This is a genomic window from uncultured Psychrobacter sp. (assembly GCF_947495825.1).
In the GTDB taxonomy this organism is placed as follows: Bacteria; Pseudomonadota; Gammaproteobacteria; order Pseudomonadales; family Moraxellaceae; genus Psychrobacter.
Window position 1 is genome coordinate 135,649 of sequence record NZ_CANMAH010000004.1, and the last position, 19,396, is coordinate 155,044.

Consider the following 19,396-nt stretch of genomic DNA (forward strand, 5'->3'; position numbering starts at 1 on the left):
TTTTTTAGAAAAAAATTCTAGTTGTTACTAGAATAAGTATTCTAGGCCAGCACCAACTACAAGCACTTCTGCATCACCGCTTGCAGTAGCGAATATATCTTCGTTAGTATCAGGATCTTGTTCGTTAGTATTATATGTATAACCAATATTATCTGCTTTATTCATACCAGCATAGGCATGTGCAATAATGTTATCTTTATACATGTATTTGCCACCAACAACGATTTGATCTGAGTCAGAATTATCAAAACCATTTAAGTTAGAGGTATTATTGTACTGAGTATAGATAGAAGCTGGACGAGCAAAGTTAGTTAAGCCCATTTCACCACTGATGATGAAACCTTTCTCTTTTTCAGAGCCAGCAGAGTCATAATCAGCAACTTGATATAGCGCACCCAATCTTACTGGAGCTGCCATATATTTACCCAGATCTACAGTAGCGGTACCGCGGATGATATCACCGTCGATGTTTTGATCCTTATCATAAGCGATACCAGCGGTAAAGCCAGTACCTTGATCAAATAGCGCTGCTACACCAAAGCCTTCGTTCTCATTTCCATTTACATCATCAGAGCTGTACATAGCAGACAGTTGTACTGGTAGACCATCATATTTTGGTGCAGTCCAGATAACTGAGCTATTAATACGGCCACTATCTGCCATGTTTAACGCTTCAACAACCTCACTTTCATTTTGAGTCTGACCTAGGTTATCCCAGTACCCTTGGTTTACAACAACGTTGTCAATACGCGCTAAGCTCGATTGGTTTTTACCAACACGGAACTCACCAAATTGCTTGTTTACCACACCAAGATACGTATCGCGGTTAGTGAAGGTAGCATTATCGCCATCAATACTTGTGCCATACTCTAACTGATAGATCACATCAGTATTAGCTGTCATGGCTTCAGAACCTTTAAGACCAATACGTGAAGCATGAGAGTTAATCTCTAACGTATCTTCGTCGTACATGTTACCAGCAGGACCATCAAACTCAACGTTCTCATAGTCAGCTGCTAAAAAAGCTTTACCGTATAGAGTTGGTGCTGCATTGGCTGCAGATACAGATAAAGCTGCAACGGCTGAAGCTAAAAGTAGTTTTTTCATGGGTGTATCTCCACTTTACAATTTTAGTAATGAGCGAGCTGTTATTAGCTAGTGCTCAAAATGGTATCGTCACAGATCCTCAAAGATATAATGTGTAACTGGCTACCGATATTAGTCAGAAACAAGTGTGGCGAAGTTCTATTACCGTAAGATGAAAAAAACCATGACTTACATAACTGATACTGACCGCGTAACCATTATGTAAACTTAGGTCTTTAACGCTCTAGTGCGTAACATCCGTTACCAAACTCATACTTCGCCTACAAGCATAACAACTCTGACATAATTTGCAACATCTTTTTTGCTGCTTAATTACAGAATATTGCTTGAATATTTACAAGACAAATTTTGAGAGATATTTATCAATTAAAAATGAATATCCATAAAAAACACCACCAGCCTTTGAAAAGACTAGTGGTGCTACTTATTACGGTGATTAGTAAAACTACTTACTGAGCGCCTATTACTACCTATAAACTACGCAAAAACTCTCAAAAAATATTTTCAATTCGCACAAAAATAATGAGTATTTTGATAGATTATGTTTCATTATAGGGTCAATAATGGCTCATTTGGCTACTTAATCAGCTTATACGTTGGCTTTTAAGTCCAAACGGGCTTGATGCAATAGTGGTTCAGTATAGCCGCTTGGCTGCTCGCGTCCCTTGAATACAAGATCACAGGCAGCTTTAAATGCATATGAATGCTCAAAGTCAGAAGCCATTGGCTGATAATCTGGGTCATCTGCGTTTTGCTCATCCACGACTTTTGCCATACGTTTCATCGCATCCATGACCTGCTCTTCACTAACGACGTTATGGTGTAACCAGTTAGTGATGTGCTGACTTGAGATACGTAAAGTAGCGCGATCTTCCATCAAGCCGACATCGTTGATATCTGGCACTTTAGAGCACCCAACCCCTTGGTTTACCCAGCGCACGACATATCCTAAGATACCTTGAGCATTGTTCTCAAGCTCTTGTTGCTTCTCTTCCTCTGTCCAGTTGGTATCTTTTGCCAATGGAATGGTCAAGATATTATCTAAGCTTGCACGCTGGCGTGATTTTAGACTGTCTTGGACATCAGCGACGTTTACTTGATGATAGTGCATGCTATGCAAGGTTGCCCCAGTTGGTGATGGCACCCATGCAGTATTGGCACCCGCTTTTGGATGCGCAGCTTTGGTATCCATCATCTCTTTCATCTCGTCAGGCTTCGCCCACATGCCTTTACCAATCTGAGCATGACCTTGCAAACCAGTCTCTAGTCCGATATCAACGTTCCACTGCTCATAGGCTGGTTGCCATGCCTGCGACTTCATCTCACCTTTGGGTACAAATGCTCCAGCGTTCATGCTGGTATGCATCTCATCACCAGTACGATCTAAAAAGCCTGTGTTAATAAAGATGACGCGCTCTTTTGCTTGACGAATGGCTTCTTTTAGGTTGACCGTCATGCGGCGCTCTTCATCCATAATGCCGATTTTGATCGTATTGCGCTCTAAGCCCAATAAGTCTTCTGAGGCGTTAAATAAGTCATTGGCCATTTTGACTTCTTCAGGACCATGCATTTTTGGTTTGACGATATACATTGAGCCCGTGCGAGAGTTCGACAGCTCATTTCTTCCCTTGATGTCATTTAAAGACAATAACGGCGTGATTAAACCATCCATTAACCCTTCAAATATCTCTTCAGGCCCATCACCTAAGTCGACTAAAATGGCAGGGTTTTGCATCAAGTGACCGACATTACGAATGAGTAGCAGTGAGCGACCAGGTAGGATTAGCTTACCGCCATCTGGGGTGTTGTATTCACGATCTGGGTTTTGTTTACGCGTACGAGTCTTGCCGCCTTTTTCAAAGGTCTCTTGCAAGTTGCCATTCATAAGGCCAAACCAATTGCGATATACTTCAACCTTTTCTTCTGCATCGACAGCAGCGATGGAGTCTTCGCAATCTTGAATAGCGGTAATGGCAGACTCTAGCAGTACGTCTTTAATATTTGCAGGATCGTCTTTGCCTACTGGATGACTCCCATCAATCTGAATCTCAACGTGTAGATTATTATTCTTTAACAAGATACCCGTTGGGCTATCAGCCTCGCCAACATAACCGACAAACTTAGCTGGATCTTGTAGTTGCGTACTGCCCTCGCCTAGCGTAACTTCAAGGTTGCCATCGACTACTTTAAAGCCTGTAGCATCGCTGTAAGAGCCTGATGCCAATGCAAAATTGTCATCTAAGAAGTTTTTGGCATAAGCGACGACCGCAGCACCGCGAGTAGGATTGTAACCACCTGTTGCTTCTTGACCATTTTCATCACTAATCACATCAGTACCATATAACGCATCATAGAGACTGCCCCAACGTGCGTTGGTAGCATTTAGGGCATAACGAGCGTTACGTACAGGTACGACCAGCTGTGGTCCTGCGATATGAGCTATCTCATCATCGACATTTTGGGTACTTACTTTAAAGTCCTCGCCTTCTGGTAATAAGTAGCCAATCTCTTTTAAGAAAGCTTTATAAGTAGGATAGTCAATCTCACCGTCTTTGGCAGGATGGTCTAAATGCCACTGATCAATCTGACTTTGCATTTTATCGCGGATAGCCAGTAGCTCTTTATTGCGCGGAGTAAACTCTTTGACAACCTTTTCAAAACCTGACCAATAACTATCCGAATCAACGCCAACTTTAGGCAGTACTTCGTTTTCAATGAAGTTATACATTTGCTGGTCAATTGCGAGAATGCCTTTTTGGATACGATTAGAGTGAGAAGTCTGGTTCATAGTGGTGTCCTTATCTGTTGATGATAGAATTCAATGGTGGTTTATTATAATAGCGGTTACGCTTGGGAGATGTTTAGCACCCAGTATTCAATCCAAATTTGAATAGAGTGCCAAGCAAGTGTTGTAGAGCTTGATGTAAACTATATAGATGAGACGATCAATATCTGATAACAGTTAAGACAGCACTACCTATATAGTCTTGGTACTGACAGTATGTATTACAACATCGTTGATGGTTGTCATACTGGCAATTGATATTAGAATAAAATGTCTCTAAAACAAAATATTATCCTACTATCAAATTACGAAATAAACAACAGCGAGACATTCACAAAATAAATGTTTGAGCTGTATAAAAATGATGTCGTAGAATCCATAAGCTTTGGAGGCTATAACAGATACTACTCAAGGAAATGACTCAAGGGTAAGTATAAACTGTAAGCAATGATTACAGAGTAGAATATTATCAGCAGTGGCTTTAGCAGTTTCCCACTATTTACATGATTGGTTAATGATTCATGTAATGACAGCCTACTGTTATACTGTGTCGCCCACAGATTGAACTGTCTGTTTTTTATTCATTTTGCTCATTATTAGTGCTGATAATATCAGTGCTAACTAGATGGATGCTAACTCCAGCCAGTTTGAAATAAAATCGTTACGTTAATAGCCAGTAGTAGAGAACCTCATGAGTGATGTAATAAATAATATAAACGATAATACTTTTCAAGACAACAACCGTCAAAACGACGATAGTATTGATATTACCCAATTACGGACACCTATTAAGGTAGACATGTCTCCTATCTACGAATTCTTGGGTAGTCGAACCACACAAACTTGGGTAGACGCTGCTATTGCTAACTTACCACTAATCATCCAAGACCATGCCAATTGTGAAAAGAAAGCGGCAGGGACTGCGATGAATCTACTGTTTCGTTACGAGTTCTCTTATGATTTACAGCGTAAACTGGCCCAGCTGATACGCGAGGAGATGCTCCACTATGAACAAGTACTTGGCATCATGAACGAGCGCGGTCAAGATTGGACGTATCTTAGTGCTGGTCGTTATGCAAAAGGTATGTTAAAGCATAAACGTACTTATGAGCCAGCTGCTATGGTAGATGTTCTCATTATCGGTGCCTTTATAGAAGCACGCTCTTGTGAGCGTTTTGCAGCTCTTGCAGAGGTCATTGATGATGAACGCTTAGCCAAATACTATCGTTACTTACTCAAGTCAGAAAGTCGCCATTTTAAAGATTATCTGGCACTCGCTCAGTCATTATGTGATGACAATATCGATGATCGTGTGGCACTATTTAAAGAAGTAGAAGCAGAGCTAATATCCAGTCCAGATAGTGAGCTACGCTTTCACAGCGGTACACCAGTGTAGGGACGATTTATAATATATAGTCTTATAATAATAGAAGCTACTACTACTGACTAAGGTTTTTTACGTAGCCAGTGGTAGTACCTTTCAGTTATAGTACCTTTGTCTTTTATGGTGACATGACTTTTATAACATCACGTTAGCTGGATACGGCCAATCGTTCGCCTTTACTTTCTAACCTTTACGATTTACAAAGGTACTCGCTACTTGTCATCTTCCATAAGTGGGCTATCGTATTGCTTGACATCTTTTGCGATATTATGCGGATCATGATCATCGCTTTTGCGTTCGGCAGCGGCTGGGTTCGCTTTTTGCAAAGCATCATCAGGCACAATACCGTTATTATCATCTGCGTCTTTTAATTCATAGTCTTCATCAACATTGTTGTTTTTATTAACACTATTGTCTTGTGGCGTACTCATCAGCTTTCCTTATTATTATAGTGACCAGTTAAATTAAATACAGACCATTTTATATAGGACTTATAAAGAAAATACACGGTGTCACTTACTAACGAATTGAATTCTTTTCGTCTGGATTTAAAGTACGTGACTGGGCATTGGCAACACTAGCATAGCGATTTGTATCAGTAATCTCTTCGCTTTTGGGCGCTGAACTACCAACGGTTTCTTCGTTGATGTCATCATCAAACGCTGTACCGCCTTCTTGATCGCGGCGATCAGGCTGACGTGCTGGATTATCACCATCATTTACATGCTCTGAGTCAACCACTTCATCATTGAAGGTATCAGTCCCTTTATTAACTGAGGTATTGGCCTCAATTTCATCACGACTGTCATGAAAATCTTCTTTATCGGTCGTGGCTGACTTTTCCGACAATGGCGGATTACTCACATCATCACGTTCTAAGTTGTTACGCTCTAGATTATTGCGTTCTAAATCGTTACTGCGTAAGTCCTTTTTGTCTACACCGCTATCTACACTATCGTCTGTAATAGGCGTCTTGGTCAGGGCAGGATCTTTAGTTTGCATGAATATTTCCTTATCTTTTTATTATAAAGTTATTGAATTGGTCGAGTAATGATTAAAAGCTTATAGAGTCCTATGGGTTGTTCTTTTGACTTAAGTCATGAGCATTTAGATCAGCGACATTTTTGCCTCCTGGAGGCAGATCCTCTTCCTTACGGGGATCAACAAACACTTCATCTGTTTCTTGAGATGTCTGCTCTGGCCCATCTATATTTGGCTCATACTTACGACCTTCATAACTGTCTTTAGGGTTCTCTGGGCGCGCGGACGCAGGATCATCCATTGGCACGGCTTCTTCATTATTTGGACGAGTATTGTCTGGCATAGCATGTTCCTCGCGTTTATAGTCTAATATGGTCTGAAAGTTTCTTTAAGATATTAGGGTTATAACTCTAATACGGTTATAGCTCTAAATACAGGTTATTTGTCTGTACGCAGATCTTCTTCAATAAAAGGCGTCTGCTCTTCCTCGCTTAGATTTTCAGCAGTATTAGTCTGACTGGTGTTATTTAAGTTTTTGTCAATCTGTTGAGTATCTACTTGTTCTGCAGCTTTTTTGACATCTGAAACATTGTTATTTGTATCACTCATAATAGGCTCCTACCTTTTTTATTATCTATCATTGGTTTATAAAATTGACTTTATTATTTAAATCTACATTGATTATAGGTGCCAAGTAATTGATAGCACTAGTGTACTGCCGTATCAATATGTGAATAAATGTGATGTTAAAAGACAGTTTGTAACCTTAGACGGCGGACGATTGATAACAGTCGGCTACTTATACTTTTTGCATGTTTTATGCAATTTGGCAGAACTCACGACACGCGCTAACAAAATTTGCTACCATATATTTTTAAAAACCACGTATCTTTAAAAAAGTGACTCATCGTTTATTGTCTAGGTAATCAAATTATGGCCAAAAATGCCCTACAAGCTCAACTTTTAAAAGCTGGCTTGGTTGATAGCAAAAAAGCTAAAAAGTTAAACAAACAGTCTCAACATGCCAAACGTACTGGTGACTCATCAAATATTGAGGCCAAAAAGGCTCTGGCAGAAGCGCAGGCAAAAAAGGTAGAAAAGGATCAGAAGCTCAATCAAGAAAAACAGCAAATCTTAGAACAAAAAACGCTAAAAGCTAATATCATTCAAATGATCAAACAGCATCAGATTAAAGAGACACTCACGGGTACAGAAAGTGATGTTAGCTATCAATTCGTTGATCAGTCTAAAATAAAAAAGATCCACATCACTCAAAAACTGTATGATCAGATAGTGGCTGGTCATGTGGTTATTGCGCGGCTAGAAGAGGGGTATGCGCTACTTCCCCGCCCGTTAGCAGATCGTATAGATGCCAAGTTAGAAGGGTTTATCGTCGTGTCCAACGACAAGTCAGACACTGAGATAGATGATGATGATCCTTATGCAGCCTATGTGATCCCAGATGATCTGATGTGGTAGGGATTGTTAGGTTTTTTCACCAACGTGATTGATGGTTTTTAACAAATGCTCTTGGGCAATATGTAGTGGCTCGCCCGCTGCTGGCTGCACCTGCTCCCAACACCCATTTCCATCGAGCGTCCATGCTTGTACATTGTCTTGTAGATAGCTTTGTAAACCATCTTGATAAATTTGAGCAAATATCTTTTTGTCTTCAATTGGGAACGCAACTTCGACCCGGTGGAATAAGTTGCGATCCATCCAGTCAGCACTGCCACAATACATCCGTTCATCACCAGCATTGTAAAAGTAGTAGATACGAGTATGCTCTAAAAAGCGACCGATGACTGAGCGCACTGTGATGTTTTCAGACAGTCCTTGTACTTGTGGACGTAAGCAGCACATAGACCGTAAGATCAGCTCAATCTTAACCCCTGCTTGCGAGGCGTCGTATAACTTACCTATCAGACGACGTTCGGTCAGAGCATTGGCTTTAACAATGATATGCGCACGCTTGCCTGCTTTGGCATGAGTGATTTCATCATCAATAAAGCTCATCAACTTTTCATGTAAAGTAAAAGGGGCATGTAACAGTTTTTTGAGATTGGCAGGTTTGCCCATCCCCGTTAGCTCCTGAAATATTTTGTGCACATCTTCTGAGATATCAGCGTCAGCGGTAAACAAACCATAGTCCGTATAGACCTTGGCGTTAGCTGCATGGTAGTTACCCGTCCCTAGATGCACATAACGACGGATTTTGTCATCTTCACGGCGTATGATGAGCATCAGCTTGGCATGGGTTTTGTAACCGACGATACCATAGACCACGACTGCCCCTGCTTCTTGCAAATAATTGGCAACCGCAATGTTAGACGCTTCATCAAAACGTGCACGTAACTCAATAATGGCGGTCACTTCCTTACCATTACGAGCGGCAGCAGCGAGCGCTTGTACAATCTCTGAATTGGTACCTGAACGATACAAAGTCTGTTTAATCGCTAAGACTTTTGGATCGTTAGCAGCTTGCCATAATAAGTTCACCACAGGTGAGAATGCATGAAAAGGATGATGCACTAGGACATCACTTTTACGCATGGCAGCGAACATACTCGTCGCCTTTTCAAGTTTGTCGGCCTCCCTACGAAAAGCTTTTGGCACGACATGGGTAAACGGCTGATAACGCAGCGCTGGAATATTAAAATCAAAGAGCAGGCGCGTTAGGTTTACTGGTCCATTGACGCGATACAATTGATTGTCATGTAACTCAAATTCATTGAGCAAATAATCACTGATGGGCGTTGGACAATCGGTGGTGACTTCAAGCCGCACTTTATCGCCAAAACGGCGATTTTCAAGCTCACCTTCAAGCGCTTTAGCGATATCTTCGACATCATCTGCCAAGTCCAGATCTGCATTGCGCGTCAGTCGAAACTGATGACAGCCTGTCACATTCATACCAGGGAATAGCTCACCAATATGCTCATGAATGACAGCAGAGAGCATGACATGATGCTCTTTACCGCCCGTCAATTCATCAGGCAGGCGAATGACGCGCGGCAGACTACGCGGCGCAGGCACAATGGCTAGGTTGATATCGCGACCAAAGGCATCTTTGCCTTCTAACGTTGCGATAAAGTTTAGGCTCTTATTAACCAAGCGCGGGAATGGATGCGCAGGATCAATACTAATGGGCGTTAGTACTGGCGATACTTGCTCCGTAAAATAACGCTTCATCCATGCTGACTGATCAGCATTTAATTCATCGCGTTTTAGATAACGGATATCTTCTTTGGCGAGGGCTGGTAGGATGTCTTCATTGAGAATACGATACTGCTCATCTATGGCTTCGTGCGCAATGGCTGATATCTCATTCAATACCTCGCTAGGACGCATGCCATGAGCGCTCGTTGAGACATCACCGATATTAAGCTTTTGCATGATACCTGCGACACGAATCTCAAAAAACTCATCAATGTTTGATGAAAAAATAATCAAGAAAAACAAGCGCTCAAGTAACGGATGTCGCGGGCTTGCTGCTTGTGCTAACACCCGTAGATGAAATTGCAATAAAGATAAGTCGCGATTGATATAACTACTGGGTGAGTAGCTGCCATCTTCTGAGCGTTGCCAAGCTATCTGAGTGAGACTGTGATCTTGTGTTCGATCAGGCTTATCGATATTGTCGCGTTGTATAGTAACGTTTGATGCATGGTTGGCAGTGCTCATATCGCAGTCCTTTATAGTTATGTATCGTGGCTAAACCTTTATTCCAGTGCGCTTTGTCATTGCCAGCAAGCTTTGTCATTGATAGTCAGACTTTGCTTTTATTAAGCTATGCGACCTGCGGCAAGACAGCATTTTTCATACGTTTTTTGATAATCCGCTGTTTATTACGTAAGCGTCTATCGCCTTGATTGTCTTCATAGTACTTGGGATTGGTCAACATACTAATCAGCAATGCTGACTCATCACGATTCAGATTGGCAGCGGATTTATCAAAATAATGCTGCGCTGCGGCCTCGATACCATAAATACCGTTACCAAACTCTGCCACATTTAGATACGCGGTCAAAATACGCTGCTTGTCCCATAAGCTTTCCATCATAACAGTAATGATAGCCTCCTCACCTTTACGGATATAAGAGCGATGTGACGTCAAAAACAAGTTCTTTGCCAGCTGCTGACTGATCGTTGAGCCGCCAGCGGACATCTTGCCTGTCTCTTCATTCTTTTTGCGTGCCGCCTCTATACCTTTGAGATCAAAACCATTGTGCTGACTAAATGTCGAATCTTCGCTGACAATTGCTGCTTGTTTGGCAGATTTGGCAATGTCGTCATACTCTACCCAAGTTTGAGTAACTGTGCCGCCCATGAGTCGATGAGTTAGCATAAACATACTGTTATTGACCGGCTGCGTTTTCCAAATCAATAATAGCCCTGCGACCAAAACATGAAAAACCACGACCAACAACATGAACGCCAAAAATACTCGTTTGATAAATGTGCCAAAACTTGCCATGCGCGATATCCAAGTGATTGAAAATATAAAAGGTAGCCGCTTATCCAAAAACAGCCCAAGCAGTTAACTCAAATAGCAGGTCATCTTACCTAATCTCACAATCGCTGTCATTATTTACCCCACTTCTTTATCATGTAATGAGCTATAAACAGTATTCACTTTTTATTTAAGGGTTTAAGATAAGTACTTTATAACAAGCATAAAAATAAGAGAATAAATATGCATAATGGTAATAATATAAAAGCACTGCGCGCACGTATTATTGAAGCGAGCCCAAATCTTTGCAGCGCTGAAAGTTCTGATAAGTGGTGGCTACTCGGTACCTCTGGCTGCCATCTGTGTGAAATCGCTGAGCAACTTATGGTGCGCTTTCAAAGCGTACAACCTATTACCTACGAGAATGTCGATATTGCAGACTTTAATGAAGATCTGATGATGGAGTTTGCCACCACCATTCCCGTAATTCTGACGCCATCAAAACGATTAGACTATCCATTTTCAGTCATGGATTTACAGCAACTGTTAGCTCACAACTAACGGCACTTTGTTTTGATGTTATAGAGCTTTTAAATTTCTTATATTAGAATATCTACCGCTAATTTTAGCTAGTATGGTATTTCAATATTTGCTAGACTACTTTTATATTCTGTTTGGTAAATTGATTATACTAATGCTAATGATTTACTGATCAATAATCTCAAATCTCTAACCTTGCACTCTGTTAAATCATATACATACAATTCTCAGCGAAAGCACCTAAGAGCAACTATTAGGGCGTGTTTAACACGCCTTAATAAATATAGTTAGCTGAATGTAAAACTGTTATGGATTTGAACGCGCTACTGGTATAAATTTTACTTGCGTGCTGCGTTCCCAGAGGCTGCGCAAAATTCATCCCAGTAGCGCTATGACATTTTTAGAGTGTATCGACTATAGTAATAACTTAGTATGACTTTAAAACCAGTAAAAAATAAGCTGGTATACACAACAATAAGGACTGTTAATAACAATAAGGACTGTTAATTATGTACACTTTCTTAGCCTTAGCGCCAATTCTCGTTGTATTCATACTACTCATAGTTATGCGCCTGCCAGCTAAGATAGCTATGAGTATTGCCTATTTGGTGACAGCTCTGCTAGCCTTTTTCATTTGGCACGCTAGTGGTGCTCAGGTAGCGGCTGCTACTGTTAATGGGATTATTGTGGCACTTACTATTTTATTCATTGTATTCGCAGCTATTTTACTGCTGAATACGCTGAAAGAAAGCGGCGCTCTTATCGCCATACGTAAGGGCTTTATGGATATTTCACCTGATAGGCGCGTCCAAGCGATCATTGTGGCATGGTTGTTCTGCTCTTTAGTAGAAGGTTCATCAGGATTCGGAACACCATCTGCAGTGGGTGCTCCGCTGTTGTTGGCTTTAGGCTTTCCAGCGATGGCATCGGTCATGGTTATTCTTATCATTCAATCTACACCCGTATCATTCGGTGCAGTTGGTACGCCTCTACTACTTGGCGTTTGGTCTGGTATTACTGATAAACAAGATTTAGCACAGTCCATTGCCCCTACTACTGCCGAAAATTATTTATTACAGATTACAGCTAACGTAGGCCTTGTACATGCGCTTATTGGGTTTTTGATACCTTTAGTTTTAAGTGCTTTTTTGACAAGGTTCTTTGGTGAAAAACGCTCCTTCATAGAAGGGCTTAAAGTATGGCCATTTGCCATTTTTGCAGGTCTTTGCTTTACTATTCCTTATTTTTTGGTTGCTAAATTTCTAGGGCCTGAGTTCCCTTCACTCATTGGCGGTTTCATTGGGTTGTTAATTGTACTTCCCGCTGCTAAGCGTGGTTTTTTGATGCCTAAAGATACTTTTGATTTTGCCCCGCGCGCAAAATGGGACAAAGACTGGCTGGGTACTTTAGACGAGGTAAAATATGATGATTCAGCAACCCCAAAGTTCTCTTTAATTCGTGCATTTTCGCCCTATTTCATTGTGATTGCCTTATTGGTCATAACTCGAGTGATTGCACCACTCAAAGCTTTTCTGGTAGGGGATTTAACAACCATTAGCCTTACTAATCTTTTTGGTACAACAATCTCTAGTAAGATACAGCTCGCCTATTCTCCTGGTAGCATTCTAATTATTACTTCTTTATTATGTATTTTACTGTTCAAAATGAATAGCCAAGCGGTGAAGCGCAGTTGGAGTAACTCGGCAAAGACCATGGTTGCTGCCGCACCAGCTTTGCTATTCTCGGTGCCTATGGTACAAGTATTCATTAATTCAGGCTCAGCCGCTGAAGTCGCTACTGCGCTACCGGCTATGCCAATATTACTGGCTGAAAGTGCTGCCGATGCTTTTCAAAATGCGTGGCCGCTAGTGTCTCCATGGATTGGGGCAATGGGTGCTTTCATCGCCGGTTCAAATACTATTAGCAATATGATGTTTGCATATTTTCAATGGTCAACAGCCAATCAGATCGGACTCAATAGTGACCTTGCAGCACAAGTAATAGCCTTGCAAGCTGTGGGTGGTGCGGCTGGTAACATGATTTCGGTGCATAATGTGGTAGCTGCTTGCGCAGTAGTCGGCTTGGTGGATAAAGAAGGCTATGTGATTCGCAAAACACTGCTAGCGATGATTTATTATGTCGTGCAAGCAGGTTTGATCGGTATGGCTATCATCTTCGGTCAAATATGGTGGTGGGCTTTAGCCGTTCTCTGGCCCATAACATTCTTTGGACTGATGTCTTTTTGTGGCAAATTTTCCCGTAGAAAACTGAATGGACGATAATCAGGCAAGCTGATGCTATTAAACTAGATCTAGTAGCGTTAGGTTAAGGTTGTCTTCTAGTTAAAACATAACAGCAATAAGAGATAAACCTATGAAAGACTTAACTAAAATCACCGAAATCGAAGATCTGCGCCGCGTTGCTGAGCGTAAAGTGCCGCGTATGTTTTATGATTATGTCGATTCAGGCTCGTGGACGCAAACCACCTATCGGAATAACGAAACCGATTTTGATCGTATTAAGCTGCGTCAACGCGTACTCGTCGATATGGAAAATCGCTCACTGGCAACCACAATGATCGGTGAGCCAGTCAAGATGCCTGTCGCCATCGCGCCTACTGGCTTTACTGGCATGATGTGGGCGGATGGTGAGATTCATGCTGCGCGCGCCGCTGAGAAGTTTGGCGTGCCGTTTTCGTTGTCGACCATGAGTATTTGCTCAATAGAAGATGTCGCACAGAATACTAATGCGCCGTTTTGGTTTCAGCTGTATGTGATGCGTGATCAAGAGTTTATGGCCAATTTGATACGACGCGCAAAAGACGCCAACTGCTCAGCGCTGATATTAACCGCCGATCTACAAGTGCTCGGCCAGCGTCATAAAGATATCAAAAACGGTCTTTCTGCACCGCCGAAGCCTACGTTAGCTAATATACTTAATCTGATGACAAAGCCTGAATGGTGCTTAAATATGCTCGGCACCAAAAGACGAACCTTTGGCAATATCGTTGGTCATGCACAAAATGTTGAGGATCTGTCATCACTCTCTGCTTGGACGGCAGAGCAATTCGATCCAGGACTGAGCTGGGATGATGTGGCGCGTATCAAGGATCAGTGGGGCGGCAAGCTAATTATCAAAGGCATCATGGAGCCTGAAGATGCAATATTAGCCGCGCGTAGTGGCGCTGATGCTCTAGTCGTCTCTAACCATGGCGGTCGTCAGCTCGATGGCGCACCCTCTTCTATCGCCGCGCTAAGCGATATCGTGCAAGCGGTGAAAGCTGAGAATAGCCAGATTGAGATTTGGCTCGATAGCGGTATCAGATCAGGGCAAGATGTGCTTAAAGCAATAGCATTAGGCGCAAATGGTACGATGATTGGACGTGCGTTTCTGTATGGACTGGGCGCTTATGGTGAAGACGGCGTGCGCCGCGCATTGGAGCTAATCTACAAAGAGTGCGATATTAGCATGGCGTTTTGTGGTCATACTGATATCAATAAAGTCACTGACGACATCTTAGTCAATGGTACTTATGAGCAGCTCAAATCCGCTTTACCTTATCTTGCGCCGATGCGCTGGTAGTATTATCTTGTAGGTTCAAAGCTATATTAAGCTCAAAGCTATACAAAGCTTAGCTTAAACTCTTGAGTATTTAAGATGGCTATATACATACGGATTGTTTGTTGTAGCCGCGCAAACCTTTATACTGCTACTCTTTAATTACTGTTAATAAATAACGGCATTTATGACTATTAAGCAGCTATTCGCCACCGCGCCTATCACCACTGTATTACTTATCAGTTTTATTGGGCTATTTATCATACAACTGCTCACAGGTGTCGATGCCAATGACCCTTCTACTGAGCAGTTATTGAATTGGGGCGCAAACGCTCTACCCTATACCATGGGCGAGGACCCTTGGCGCTTAATTACTAGCGGCTTTTTGCATATTGGCTTGATGCATTTATTATTTAATAGCTTTGCGATGTATTTTTTTGGTCAAATCGCTGAGCCGATGTTTGGCTCTGCCAAGTTTTTGGCGCTATTTTTGCTTTCGGCAATCGGTGGTAATTTACTCAATAATTACGTGACATGGCAAGGTATCTTGGATGGAACAGGACAACCTGGGCTATCAGCTGGCGCCTCTGGGGGTATCATGGGTATCGGCGCTGCGCTCTTGATAGCCGCACTATTTAAAATATCTGTTAACGGCATGGTACTCAATTTAAGAAGCCTGATATTTATTATGGGCATCAATCTTGTATATGGTTTTGCTGTACCGGGAATCGATAACGCCGGTCACATTGGTGGGGCTATTACTGGACTGCTTATCGCCTTTGGGTTTGCGCTTGCCCATCGTCAACGTATGACTTCATCAGTGGCACCGATGACACATTTTCATACTTACGATATGCCTGAGTATGGCGATGCCCATGATGCAAATACTGTCTATCCTACTACCGATGAACCCATAAATACTACTAACAGTCATGAACCCTTTGGCTCTATCTCGCTAGAGACACCCACTAAACCTGCAATGATATGGGAGCTACTTCCATGGCTTGTAATGCTACTGATTAGCATTGGTTTTGTGTGGTGGTGGCAGGATATTCACCAGCAAATATTACAAGTGCTAAAAACCATTGAGTAAACCCTCATACTTATTTATTATTGCTAGATAGCTTATAAAAGCAGCAGGTTAGTATAGTTTGCCCTACTCGCTTTTTTCTGTCCGATCATTTTCACTCACTGATGAGATTCAATTATGTTCAAAATTGCAGCACTTTCTAATAACACTAAGCAAGTTTTGCTTAGTACTTTAACAGCTACTGCATTACTTAGTGTGGCTAGCTTGTCCAGTGCGGCTCCTTTTAAGAATCTACCTGCCGATCAAGACGCAGAACTAAGCGTTGGGGTCAATGTCATGGCTTTAAAATCAGCTTATGACTTGGACGACAATACCGAAGTGCGTGTATTGCCAGGGGTTTTTTATGATAACAATAAGATTTATGCGCGCGGTGCTCAAGCTGGTGCATATATCATCAATGATGGGACCAATCAGCTATCGGCTTATGCACAGCTGGCAGGTATGGAGTTTGACCCTGATGATGCCAATGGTGCGCTTCAAGGTCTTGATAAACGTAAAGCCTCAGCCGCTGCGGGTCTGACTTATCTACGCCGCACTCCTATCGGTGGCCTACGTGGACAAATCGCCACTGACGTCTTAGATCGTAGTGATGGTACATTTGGCCGCCTAACTTACCTTGCTAAATACCGCAAAGATAAACTGACGGTCTATCCAAGTATCGGTATTGAGTGGAATAACGAAGACTATAATGAATATTATTATGGTGTCAGTGATGAAGAATCAGCACGTACTGGAGTTGACTCATACTCACCTGATTCAAGCTTCAACCCCTACATCAATATCAGTGCCAATTATGACTTTAATGAGCGCTGGGCAGGCTTTGCCAATCAAAGCTTAAGCTATCTATCGGATGAGCAATACGACAGCCCAATGGTTGACTCGCGCACTGAGTCCCGTACGACGCTTGGTTTGCTTTATAAGTTTTAGAATTTTGTTTTAAAATATAAGTTACGATATTTGGCGTAGGCTGGGCTTTTAGCCCAGCTTTTTGTTGTAACTTATTCATTCATTGGCACAAAGTATTGGCTCTACAGTTTGAACGAATTTCAACGCTTTATCTATAGGGATGTCTTGTATGATCCGCTCTACCCTTTGGATGATTGGTGCGCTTACTTCGTTTTGTTTGATGGCTATTGGTGCTCGTGAGCTTAATAGTGAAATCGGTGTTTTCCAGATTTTATTTTCCCGCAGTATAGTTGGCCTATTGGTGTTGTTACCAATCATATTGTTATTGAAGAAGGCGCGTTTTTCATTTTCCAAACGTATCAAACTACACCTAATAAGGAATCTATTTCATTTCGCGGGGCAATACGGCTGGTTTTTAGGCATAGGACTACTACCCCTAGCGACCGTTTTCGCTATTGAATTTACTGTCCCCTTTTGGACGATAATCATCTCGTATCTCTTTTTAAAAGAGTCTATAACGGTAAAAAAAGTTATTGCCGTACTATTAGGCATTCTTGGGATAATAGTCATCGTTCAACCTAGCTTAGATGTTGCTCACTATGCGTCACTAATCGTGTTGGGTGCAGCCATCTGTTATGCTTTTTCTCATGTGGCTACAAAATCGTTATCTAATACAGATAACCCAATCACGATTATTTTTATGATGTGTTTGATACAAGCGCCTTTGGGATTGCTTTTATTTATAGACGGGTGGGCAACGCCAGTAGGTATTCAGTGGCTATGGCTTATAGTTATAGGTGTAACAGCGCTATCGGCACATTATTGTATGACCAAAGCCATGCAGTACGCAGAGGTGACATTCGTCGTGACTATGGATTTGTTTAGATTACCCCTCATATCCATTATTGGTGTGCTTTTATATTCTGAAAGTTTTACCGTTGCCTTATTGATAGGCATCTTACTTATTGTCGCTGGTAATTCGTTAAATATCTATTCTAGAAGAATAGATAAAGACGAAATTCCTCATTAATATATTAGACCATATCATCTTAAAGTTAACCCTTGAAATTATATAGCCTACCTTTATATATATAGTAGGTTAGTTACACAGTAAACAATCAATGATAAGGAGACTGTTATGAGTAAACTTGTTACACGCAATTCAATCTTTGACAACTTCTTTGATGAGATGGCACCTAGCTTTGTGATGCGTCCGCTGCATGGTGAAGCGCTCCCTAATGCTAGCCAAATCAAGATTGATGTCAGTGAAAAAGATGATGCGTTCCATGTAAACGCTGAGATACCTGGCGTTGCTAAAGAAGATATCGACCTGTCTATTACCGGAGATATAGTTTCGATCAGCGCTGAGATTGCGCAGCACGATGAGCAAAAAGACGGCGACAAGATACTACGCAGCGAGCGCTACTTTGGCTCAGTATCGCGTAGTTTCCAATTGCCATCCAAAGTAAAGGTTGATGCAGCAGAAGCCTCTTATGAAAACGGCATACTAAAACTGGTACTACCAAAAGAGACCAGCTCAGAGCGCAAAAAGCTTGAAATTAAATAAAGCCAGATAAGCTTTAATAAGAAGGCTAGTTAATCAAAAGGCACATGAATCATCATGTGCCTTTTTTTATAGAAACGAGACTTTGTAATTTAGATTTTGTCATAAATGTATCAAACTGCCATAACTAGCCTTTAAGCTTAACGATAGAGGCGACATCACAGCCTTTATAGAGTATCTCGCTCTTAGCGTTTTAGATATTGGAAGACTTATGATAATTATTTAAACGCAAAGGCCCTATCATGATACTAAAGTTTTCTTCGTCACCAAACACGGTACCGACATTGTCAGAACGACCTAAGTTAATTGGTAAAAATCTTTTTTTACCATTAATAAACAAAAAAAGACCTTGCCCACCCATTTATAGAGGATGGCAAGGTTTTTTTTATTCAAATACTTTCTTTTGTTCGAATACACTCGGTGGGTTACGCTATTGCTAACTCAACCTACTAACTGAATGTTCAACAGAAACTAAGCATTACTTTTCAAATACTCTAACATAGTGTCTGCATCTGATACTTCAAATGGGTCGATTGGGCAGTTGTCGCCAAAGTCAGGTTCCTTAAACACTTTTTTAATGGCTTTATTGTCGACAAGCATTGAATAACGCCATGAGCGCATACCAAAGCCAAGATTACTCTTATCAACAAGCATGCCCATTTTACGAGTGAACTCACCATTACCATCAGGCAGCAAAAATACGTTTTCGCGGTTTTGCTTTAGGCCCCACTGGTACATAACGAACGCATCATTGACAGAAACGCACACGATTTCATCTATACCTAACGCCTTAAACTCATCATACAGCTCTTCATAACGAGGAAGATGGCTGGTCGAACACGTTGGCGTAAAGGCACCTGGTAGTGAGAACACCACTACTTTTTTGTTGGCGAATAACTCATCTGTGGTTAGATCATACCATTTGAAGGGGTTGTCTCCGCCGATGGACTCATCACGAACACGAGTTTTAAAGGTTACATCAGGTACATGGGTAATCATTATTTACTCCTATTTGGGTTATTGTCTTT

Annotated in this window: 18 protein-coding genes; 9 read left to right on the forward strand and 9 right to left on the reverse strand. The window is 41.6% G+C overall.

Annotation, left to right across the window (positions count from 1 at the left end):
- Positions 1-27 precede the first annotated feature (27 nt).
- Complete coding sequence (locus Q0895_RS06115; protein WP_299186501.1) at positions 28-1,107, reverse strand: porin; 1,080 nt, start codon at positions 1,105-1,107, stop codon at positions 28-30.
- A 589-nt stretch (positions 1,108-1,696) separates the two neighbouring features.
- A complete protein-coding gene (locus tag Q0895_RS06120; RefSeq protein WP_299186503.1) occupies positions 1,697-3,895 on the reverse strand; it encodes a malate synthase G in 2,199 nt (732 codons plus the stop codon).
- Between the two features lie 688 nt (positions 3,896-4,583).
- Here Q0895_RS06120 and Q0895_RS06125 point away from each other — a divergent pair.
- Positions 4,584-5,288 carry a tRNA-(ms[2]io[6]A)-hydroxylase gene (locus Q0895_RS06125; RefSeq protein WP_299186505.1) on the forward strand — a complete coding sequence of 235 codons (705 nt, stop codon included), beginning with the start codon at positions 4,584-4,586 and terminating at the stop codon, positions 5,286-5,288.
- Positions 5,289-5,488: 200 nt separating this feature from the next.
- On the opposite strand, the gene Q0895_RS06130 is transcribed toward Q0895_RS06125, so the two are convergent.
- From Q0895_RS06130 to Q0895_RS06145, 4 genes are all read right to left on the reverse strand, one after another.
- Positions 5,489-5,707, reverse strand: a complete 219-nt coding sequence (locus Q0895_RS06130) for a hypothetical protein (protein ID WP_299186508.1) — start codon at positions 5,705-5,707, stop codon at positions 5,489-5,491.
- Positions 5,708-5,795: 88 nt separating this feature from the next.
- Entirely contained in the window at positions 5,796-6,278 is a 483-nt protein-coding gene (locus Q0895_RS06135; protein WP_299186511.1) for a hypothetical protein, read from the reverse strand.
- A 70-nt stretch (positions 6,279-6,348) separates the two neighbouring features.
- On the reverse strand, positions 6,349-6,600 hold the full coding sequence (locus Q0895_RS06140; RefSeq protein WP_058369214.1) for a hypothetical protein: 252 nt from the start codon (positions 6,598-6,600) through the stop codon (positions 6,349-6,351).
- Positions 6,601-6,695: 95 nt separating this feature from the next.
- Positions 6,696-6,866, reverse strand: a complete 171-nt coding sequence (locus tag Q0895_RS06145; RefSeq protein ID WP_299186518.1) for a hypothetical protein — start codon at positions 6,864-6,866, stop codon at positions 6,696-6,698.
- Between the two features lie 324 nt (positions 6,867-7,190).
- Between Q0895_RS06145 and Q0895_RS06150 the strand changes: the two genes are divergently transcribed.
- The gene (locus Q0895_RS06150) at positions 7,191-7,736 is read left to right on the forward strand and encodes a DUF2058 domain-containing protein (RefSeq protein ID WP_299186520.1); all 546 of its coding nucleotides are present in this window, start codon (positions 7,191-7,193) and stop codon (positions 7,734-7,736) included.
- Between the two features lie 6 nt (positions 7,737-7,742).
- Here the strand turns inward: Q0895_RS06150 and ppk1 are convergent, their stop codons facing one another.
- Together ppk1 and mtgA are read right to left on the reverse strand one after the other, a co-directional pair.
- Positions 7,743-9,941: a polyphosphate kinase 1 gene (ppk1, locus tag Q0895_RS06155; RefSeq protein WP_299186523.1), complete on the reverse strand. Its 2,199-nt coding sequence runs from the start codon at positions 9,939-9,941 to the stop codon at positions 7,743-7,745.
- A gap of 106 nt (positions 9,942-10,047) precedes the next feature.
- On the reverse strand, positions 10,048-10,734 hold the full coding sequence (gene mtgA, locus Q0895_RS06160) for a monofunctional biosynthetic peptidoglycan transglycosylase (RefSeq protein ID WP_299186525.1): 687 nt from the start codon (positions 10,732-10,734) through the stop codon (positions 10,048-10,050).
- Positions 10,735-10,953: 219 nt separating this feature from the next.
- Between mtgA and Q0895_RS06165 the strand changes: the two genes are divergently transcribed.
- The 7 genes from Q0895_RS06165 to Q0895_RS06195 all read left to right on the forward strand — a co-directional run bounded on the left by Q0895_RS06165 (position 10,954) and on the right by Q0895_RS06195 (position 18,371).
- A complete protein-coding gene (locus Q0895_RS06165) occupies positions 10,954-11,271 on the forward strand; it encodes a glutaredoxin family protein (RefSeq protein ID WP_075106799.1) in 318 nt (105 codons plus the stop codon).
- A gap of 488 nt (positions 11,272-11,759) precedes the next feature.
- Complete coding sequence (locus Q0895_RS06170) at positions 11,760-13,532, forward strand: L-lactate permease (protein WP_299186533.1); 1,773 nt, start codon at positions 11,760-11,762, stop codon at positions 13,530-13,532.
- 91 nt (positions 13,533-13,623) lie between these two features.
- Complete coding sequence (locus Q0895_RS06175) at positions 13,624-14,832, forward strand: alpha-hydroxy acid oxidase (RefSeq protein ID WP_299186535.1); 1,209 nt, start codon at positions 13,624-13,626, stop codon at positions 14,830-14,832.
- Between the two features lie 163 nt (positions 14,833-14,995).
- Positions 14,996-15,901 (forward strand): rhomboid family intramembrane serine protease, encoded by a 906-nt coding sequence (locus Q0895_RS06180; protein WP_299186537.1) that lies wholly within the window; start codon positions 14,996-14,998, stop codon positions 15,899-15,901.
- Positions 15,902-16,015: 114 nt separating this feature from the next.
- Positions 16,016-16,825, forward strand: a complete 810-nt coding sequence (locus tag Q0895_RS06185) for a MipA/OmpV family protein (RefSeq protein WP_299186539.1) — start codon at positions 16,016-16,018, stop codon at positions 16,823-16,825.
- Between the two features lie 148 nt (positions 16,826-16,973).
- A complete protein-coding gene (locus Q0895_RS06190) occupies positions 16,974-17,834 on the forward strand; it encodes a DMT family transporter (RefSeq protein ID WP_299186542.1) in 861 nt (286 codons plus the stop codon).
- Positions 17,835-17,942: 108 nt separating this feature from the next.
- Positions 17,943-18,371, forward strand: a complete 429-nt coding sequence (locus Q0895_RS06195) for an Hsp20/alpha crystallin family protein (RefSeq protein WP_075102789.1) — start codon at positions 17,943-17,945, stop codon at positions 18,369-18,371.
- Between the two features lie 468 nt (positions 18,372-18,839).
- Here Q0895_RS06195 and Q0895_RS06200 read toward each other — a convergent pair whose 3' ends face one another.
- Entirely contained in the window at positions 18,840-19,367 is a 528-nt protein-coding gene (locus Q0895_RS06200; protein WP_299186549.1) for a peroxiredoxin, read from the reverse strand.
- Positions 19,368-19,396: the final 29 nt, after the last annotated feature.

Bases quoted from the DNA above. Each gene is read 5' to 3' on its own strand.
- Q0895_RS06175 (WP_299186535.1), top strand. From the start codon at position 13,624: ATGAAAGACTTAACTAAAATCACCGAAATCGAAGATCTGCGCCGCGTT.
- Q0895_RS06185 (WP_299186539.1), top strand. From the start codon at position 16,016: ATGTTCAAAATTGCAGCACTTTCTAATAACACTAAGCAAGTTTTGCTT.
- Q0895_RS06195 (WP_075102789.1), top strand. From the start codon at position 17,943: ATGAGTAAACTTGTTACACGCAATTCAATCTTTGACAACTTCTTTGAT.
- Q0895_RS06190 (WP_299186542.1), top strand. From the start codon at position 16,974: ATGATCCGCTCTACCCTTTGGATGATTGGTGCGCTTACTTCGTTTTGT.
- Q0895_RS06115 (WP_299186501.1), bottom strand. From the start codon at position 1,107: ATGAAAAAACTACTTTTAGCTTCAGCCGTTGCAGCTTTATCTGTATCT.
- Q0895_RS06125 (WP_299186505.1), top strand. From the start codon at position 4,584: ATGAGTGATGTAATAAATAATATAAACGATAATACTTTTCAAGACAAC.
- Q0895_RS06120 (WP_299186503.1), bottom strand. From the start codon at position 3,895: ATGAACCAGACTTCTCACTCTAATCGTATCCAAAAAGGCATTCTCGCA.
- Q0895_RS06140 (WP_058369214.1), bottom strand. From the start codon at position 6,600: ATGCCAGACAATACTCGTCCAAATAATGAAGAAGCCGTGCCAATGGAT.
- mtgA (WP_299186525.1), bottom strand. From the start codon at position 10,734: ATGGCAAGTTTTGGCACATTTATCAAACGAGTATTTTTGGCGTTCATG.
- Q0895_RS06150 (WP_299186520.1), top strand. From the start codon at position 7,191: ATGGCCAAAAATGCCCTACAAGCTCAACTTTTAAAAGCTGGCTTGGTT.
- Q0895_RS06200 (WP_299186549.1), bottom strand. From the start codon at position 19,367: ATGATTACCCATGTACCTGATGTAACCTTTAAAACTCGTGTTCGTGAT.
- Q0895_RS06135 (WP_299186511.1), bottom strand. From the start codon at position 6,278: ATGCAAACTAAAGATCCTGCCCTGACCAAGACGCCTATTACAGACGAT.
- Q0895_RS06165 (WP_075106799.1), top strand. From the start codon at position 10,954: ATGCATAATGGTAATAATATAAAAGCACTGCGCGCACGTATTATTGAA.
- Q0895_RS06180 (WP_299186537.1), top strand. From the start codon at position 14,996: ATGACTATTAAGCAGCTATTCGCCACCGCGCCTATCACCACTGTATTA.
- Q0895_RS06145 (WP_299186518.1), bottom strand. From the start codon at position 6,866: ATGAGTGATACAAATAACAATGTTTCAGATGTCAAAAAAGCTGCAGAA.
- Q0895_RS06130 (WP_299186508.1), bottom strand. From the start codon at position 5,707: ATGAGTACGCCACAAGACAATAGTGTTAATAAAAACAACAATGTTGAT.
- ppk1 (WP_299186523.1), bottom strand. From the start codon at position 9,941: ATGAGCACTGCCAACCATGCATCAAACGTTACTATACAACGCGACAAT.
- Q0895_RS06170 (WP_299186533.1), top strand. From the start codon at position 11,760: ATGTACACTTTCTTAGCCTTAGCGCCAATTCTCGTTGTATTCATACTA.